Genomic DNA, 5,904 nt, shown 5'->3' with positions numbered 1-5,904 from the left:
TTTAAATGTTAGATCCTTTATAGTAACTAGTTTTTTTATTGATTTTAAATTATTATTATAAGCGGGAAAACTCTTATATTCTAGAAATAACCTACTAATATTTGTATCTATAAATCTTTCTTTTTCTAGAGTTTGCTCATTTAGTATATTATCAACCGGTATAAAGATTACAGGGTGATTTTCAAAATTTGCTGATTCTAATAAAGATTTTAACTCTTCATCTACTATAAGAATTATACAGGCTTTTTGATCAAGATTACTTATATAGTTTTTAAATAATATAAAGCAATCATTAATTTCTTGTTCTATAATACCTTGAATATAACCGATTGTCTTATCAAATGGATACTCAAGGTTTCTAATTGTTATTATATTATTTTTATGTTTGATAATAAATTTTATACCGCTAGCTTGTGATACATATACACAAATTTGGAAATAATCGTTATATTTATTATTTTCTATATTCTCGACTATTTTATTTATAATAACTTTTAGCTCTAATGTTAAAAAATAAATTCCTTTTAAATCAAGCGACCTTTTATCTATAATACATGAAATTATATCGCTTAAAGGTGTTTCAAATGGAGCTGACATAATTAAAGTCGACCAAATTTCACTTGGCGTAGTAGTAATTTCGTAAACACAATGTGCTATAATGTCTTCTTTATTAAAATAACCTTCGATAAATTGTTCAATAGGATCAAGTTTAACTATTGACTGTAATATAGGTATTTGATCGTGCCGTGTTTTACATTCGCTGCCGTCAAGTAAAAAATAAATATCGCTTTTTGGAAATTTATTAAAAAAGTTTTTATAAGGGTTTAAGTCTATCTGTTCTTGAGTAGGAATAAATAATTTATCTAATAATTTATTATCGAGAAAAGCACTAAGAAACACACCTTTATTGCCTAGTAGCACCACAATATTTTTTCTTTTGAAAGAAAAAATATTTGTAGCAAATTTAACAAGATGTAATTTGATTGAATCAAAAATATTTTGCATAAATAAATTTATTTTAATCACGATTCAGAGTATAAAGAAACTTTAAATTATTATAACCTATATGACTAAATTTACCACCGAAGAAGTTAGAAGTAAATTTATAACTTACTTTAAAGCAAATAATCATACGCATGTACCGGCTAGCTCGTTAATTCCGCACAATGACCCTAGCTTAATGTTTGTTAATTCTGGAATGGTGCAATTTAAGAATGTTTTTACTGGACAAGAAAAAAGGCATTATAACCAAGCGGTAACTAGTCAGAAATCTCTTAGAGCCGGCGGTAAGCATAACGACCTTGAGAATGTCGGTTATACGGCAAGACATCACACATTTTTTGAAATGCTTGGTAATTTTTCTTTTGGTGACTATTTTAAAGAACAAGCCATATATTACGCTTGGAATTTATTGACTAAAGAATTTGAACTCCCAAAAGAAAAGCTATATGTAACGGTTTATCATACTGATGATGAAGCAGTTTCTTACTGGAAAAAAATAGCAAATCTTAGTGATGATCGTATAATTAGAATTAACACAAACGATAATTTTTGGTCTATGGGCGATACGGGTCCTTGCGGTCCTTGCTCCGAAATTTTTTACGACCACGGAGAACAAATATATGGCGGGCTTCCCGGTACTAAAGATGAAGATGGTGATAGATTTATCGAGATTTGGAATATGGTATTTATGCAATATGAACAAGTCGATAAGAATACTAGAATAGAGTTACCGCAAAAATCTATTGATACTGGTATGGGTCTTGAGCGTATGACGGCAGTATTGCAGCACGTTAACAACAACTATGATATAGATTTATTTCAGGAAATAATTGATTTTACTGAAAACATAGTAAAGGTAAAAGTAGAGGGAGAAGCTAAATTTTCTTATAGGGTTATTGCTGATCACCTAAGAGCAAGTAGCTTTTTAATAGCTGACGGCGTCATCCCTTCAAACGAAGGACGTGGTTATGTCCTTCGCCGCATTATGAGGCGAGCCATGCGGCATGCTCATATTTTAGGGAATAAAGAGCCGTTAATGTATAAGTTACTACCGAAACTTGTTGATTTGATGGGGAATGTTTATCCTGAACTTAAGAGAGCAGAAAGCTTTATAAGCAGTATCTTAGAACAAGAAGAAATTAGGTTTAAAACTACTTTAGAACGTGGATTAAAGCTTCTTACCGAAGAAACAGAAACGCTAACAAAAGGTAATGAATTATCAGGAGAAATAGCATTTAAATTATACGATACTTATGGATTTCCACTTGATTTAACCGAAGATATTTTAAAAAACCGTGATATTTCCGTTGATCATAAAGGGTTTGAAGAGCAAATGCTTGCACAAAAAGAACGTGCTAGAAAATCTTGGCTTGGTTCCGGTGAGTCAAAAACCGATCAGCTATGGTTTAATATCAAAGAGCAATATGGTAGCACGGAATTTTTAGGATATACGCTTAATGAAGCAGAATGTAAAATAATTGCATTAATTAAAGATAATAATTTAGTTGATGATATTCAGGAAACAGATACACAATTTTTGTTGATCAGCAACCAAACACCTTTTTACGGTGAGTCCGGAGGTCAAATGGGTGACATTGGGATGATATTTGCAAAAGATTCTAAAGTAGAAGTAATAGATACTTTAAAATATTTAGGCTCTATTATAGTCCACAAATGTATTTTGAAAAAGGGGCAGATTAACGTAGGCGAGAATGCTAATTTTAGTATAGACATCAAATATAGACAAAATTTAAGAATTCACCATTCGGCAACGCATATATTACATGCAGTATTACATAACATACTCGGTAAGCATGTTACACAAAAAGGTTCATTAGTTGCTCCGACTTATTTACGCTTTGATATTAGCCATTCTAAAGCTGTGACTAATGAAGAAATTATTTTAATCGAAGATAAAGTAAATGAGATTATTAGAGACAATCATGAGGTAAATACTACATTAATGGCAACTGAAGATGCAGTCAAACACGGAGCTATGGCATTATTCGGTGAAAAATACGACTCTGAGGTCAGAGTAGTTAAGATGGGCGATAACTCTTTAGAATTATGCGGAGGTACGCATGTTAGACGTACCGGTGATATTGGCTCTTTTAAGATTACAAGCGAAAGTGCTATAGCTGCCGGTGTTCGTAGAATTGAAGCGGTTTGCGGTGAATTCGTAATTAAATTAATGAGAGAAAAAGATAATTTACTTAAATCGGTAGAAAGCACTTTAAAGACTAACAAAAACGAGCTTATTACCAAAGTGAACAATATTTTGGAACGAAATAAAGGGCTTGAGAAAGAGCTTGAAAAAGTCCTGTTAGCCCGTTTAGATTTAAACGTAGAGCAGATTGAAAAGCAAGCCGAAAAAATAGCAGGGATAAAGCTGCTATACAAAAAAGTAGGAAATATAGATAATAAAATATTACGCCAAGCTGCTGAACAATTAACAAATAAAGTAGAAGATTTAATAGTAGTATATATTGCTGAAGGGATTGGTAAATTATCTATTACGGTTGCGGTGAGTAAAGCTATCACAGATAAATTTAATGCAGGTATAATTGCAAAAGAACTCTCTTTATTCTTAGGCGGCAGTGGCGGAGGTGGACAGCCTGCAATTGCTCAAGCAGGCGGAAATGATCTAGGTAAGCTAACTAACATCCATGAAAAATTATATAGTTTGTTAACAGTATTATAAGTTGTTTTTTAGATCCCGTGGTCAAGCCTATAGTACCGGACATTTTTTGTTCTATGTCATTCCCGCAAAAGCGGGAATCTAGTAAAACCTACAAAAAACTTATTTTTTTAGGTTTATTTTGTCAATATTAAGACTATTTTTTGGATTCCTGCTTTCGCAGGAATGACATTGGTATTTACGCAACCGTGTATTATAATACGGTTAAATCCCCAAGTACCTCTATTAATTTATGGTTATTAGCAAAATTTCCTGCCTCATCATGGTTGCCATAATGATCAAAATTTATTAATAATTCTTCTTGGGAATTTTTATAAAGTAGATTTGTAAATAAACGCATGTCACCGTCAATTTTAAGTTCTACCGCTTTATTTTGTAAAAATTTAACTCCATTGATGCCTGTTTTACAATATGTAATACCTTTTTCTATAGCCCGAGTAAAAGAATCAATAAGGTTATTATCTGGTTTCTTTTCAACTGCTTCTTTCGCAATTTTTGCAAAACAATTTAAACCTTTATATTTGCCTACAAAAAAAGTATCATCTTTTTTAATGATCTTTTTATCAATATTCCAACTTGGATCTACTTGGTTATTTGTAAATTTTCGACTAATTTCAAAAAACTTTTGTTGTTTTACCCGTTGGTAATAAGCATGTATTTCTTTTGGATCATATTGTTCAATAAGCTCCCCTATGCTTTCTGCTTTGTTATCTCTAGAATAATTTGTAGAAATTTCTTGCTGTTTTTCTTCGCTTAATTGATCTGCATATTCTCTCGCTTTTTCTTGATTATTATTTAATAAAGAAGCAGCTATACCGATTTCTAAAGCTTCTTCATTTTTTTGATCATATTTTAAAGCGTTGTCTACCTTTTCAGCAACAGAGTCAAATTCTCCCTTAGCAATTGAAACGGTATTCGAGATATTAATTAAATCGGCTGCTTCTCTTCCTTCTAGATTATTGTTATCAATAACAATTTGTGAAGTTTCGGTATCCTCTTCTAATCCAAATAAAGCTTTAAATTTCCACAAATATTTATTTTGAAATAATTCTTTCTTAGAGATTTTTTTACAATTTCTCTTATAAAATCATCTTGTTTAGTATAAATTGCCGTCGAAAGTAATACGTGGTTATCATTACATTTTTTACAGAGACTTTTAAAAGTATTAATTTTATCATTATTAGAAGAAAACTTACCTTCATTAAATTTAGCTATATACTCCAAATTTGAGATCAAAGAGGAAAAAGCTTTAGGAACGGGTTTATTTTTAACTGAGTTAAATTTGGTTGTAGAAATAGTAGATAAATCAAGACCCATTTCTAATAAGTTCTTTATATCTTTAGATTCCAGATTCTTTATATAATTTGCTGCACTTTTTATTTCACTAGTGTTTAAAAAGATTTTAATTAGTTCTAAAATCGTATCTTGATCATTCGGTAAATGTTTTAAGGCACTTAAATAATATTTTTTTGCAGCTTGATAATTTGTTTTAGAGTAATATGCTAAGCCGAGATTATAATAACAACTACCTATATCTTCATTTGCTAAAGCTTCATTGTCTATGCCTGCTAGTTTACTTTCTAACAACTCTACTATTTCATCCAAGTGTTTCTCTATCAGTAAAGCGTTAGAAAAATTTGCTAATACGGTAAAATTTTCCTGATAATGCTTTTTTACTATTCGGAAGGCGAAAACTTTTGATTCCGGTTCTAATAATTCTATTACTTCAGCTATAATATTAGTACATTTATCATATTTAGCATATTTACTTGCCGAAAACACGGTTAAGTGTAAGTCTGCATTTTTTAATACTTCTTTTATTAATTCTTCAACGGTTTGTGTATGACCGTTTTTTATAGCGGCGTATATAGCATTACGTGCATATTTTATTTCCAAAAATTTATTTTCTTTGTAGTCCAAATTATTAATTTTGTTTGGTTTGAAATTACATGAATAAAACTTTTTTCCTATTTTATAGCTATAAGTATTTTCATATATTTTTGTGATTTCGTATCTATTAACTAATTTATTACTTATAAATTCTTCATATTTATAATATAGTAAATCATATAGTATTAGGTGCAATAATAAGATAATATACAAGGAAAAATGTCAACAAGTCCATATAGTGAAGATTTAAGGAAGAAAGTAATAAATTACCTAAAGAAAGGAAGGAGCCAAAAGGAAGCATCAGAAGTTTTTGG

General features: G+C 30.4%; 5 protein-coding genes. 2 read left to right on the top strand and 3 right to left on the bottom strand.

The genetic code is table 11. The features are described from left to right. Positions 1–1,026 (bottom strand): hypothetical protein (locus AC1Z7D_RS05645; RefSeq protein ID WP_482602728.1); only part of this gene is annotated, 1,026 nt, incomplete at its 3' end. A 40-nt stretch (positions 1,027–1,066) separates the two neighbouring features. Between AC1Z7D_RS05645 and alaS the strand changes: the two genes are divergently transcribed. Then, positions 1,067–3,703: an alanine--tRNA ligase gene (alaS, locus tag AC1Z7D_RS05640; protein WP_482602726.1), complete on the top strand. Its 2,637-nt coding sequence runs from the start codon at positions 1,067–1,069 to the stop codon at positions 3,701–3,703. Between the two features lie 190 nt (positions 3,704–3,893). On the opposite strand, the gene AC1Z7D_RS05635 is transcribed toward alaS, so the two are convergent. Together AC1Z7D_RS05635 and AC1Z7D_RS05630 are read right to left on the bottom strand one after the other, a co-directional pair. Next, positions 3,894–4,730, bottom strand: coding sequence for a hypothetical protein (locus tag AC1Z7D_RS05635; protein WP_482602724.1), 837 nt, complete (start codon positions 4,728–4,730; stop codon positions 3,894–3,896). Continuing rightward, positions 4,700–5,785, bottom strand: a complete 1,086-nt coding sequence (locus AC1Z7D_RS05630) for a tetratricopeptide repeat protein (protein ID WP_482602722.1) — start codon at positions 5,783–5,785, stop codon at positions 4,700–4,702. Before AC1Z7D_RS05630 ends, AC1Z7D_RS05635 begins: the two co-directional genes overlap by 31 nt. A 24-nt stretch (positions 5,786–5,809) precedes the next feature. On the opposite strand from AC1Z7D_RS05630, the gene AC1Z7D_RS05625 reads away from it, so the two are divergent. Next, positions 5,810–5,904: IS630 transposase-related protein (locus AC1Z7D_RS05625; protein WP_482602730.1), on the top strand; the 95-nt coding region annotated here is incomplete at its 3' end.

The organism is Rickettsia sp. (assembly GCF_965035265.1).
This window is presented reverse-complemented; position numbering and strand designations above follow the sequence as displayed.

What these genes read in the sequence shown, in the direction of transcription:
- alaS (WP_482602726.1), top strand. Translation starts at nt 1,067, where the DNA reads ATGACTAAATTTACCACCGAAGAAGTTAGAAGTAAATTTATAACTTAC.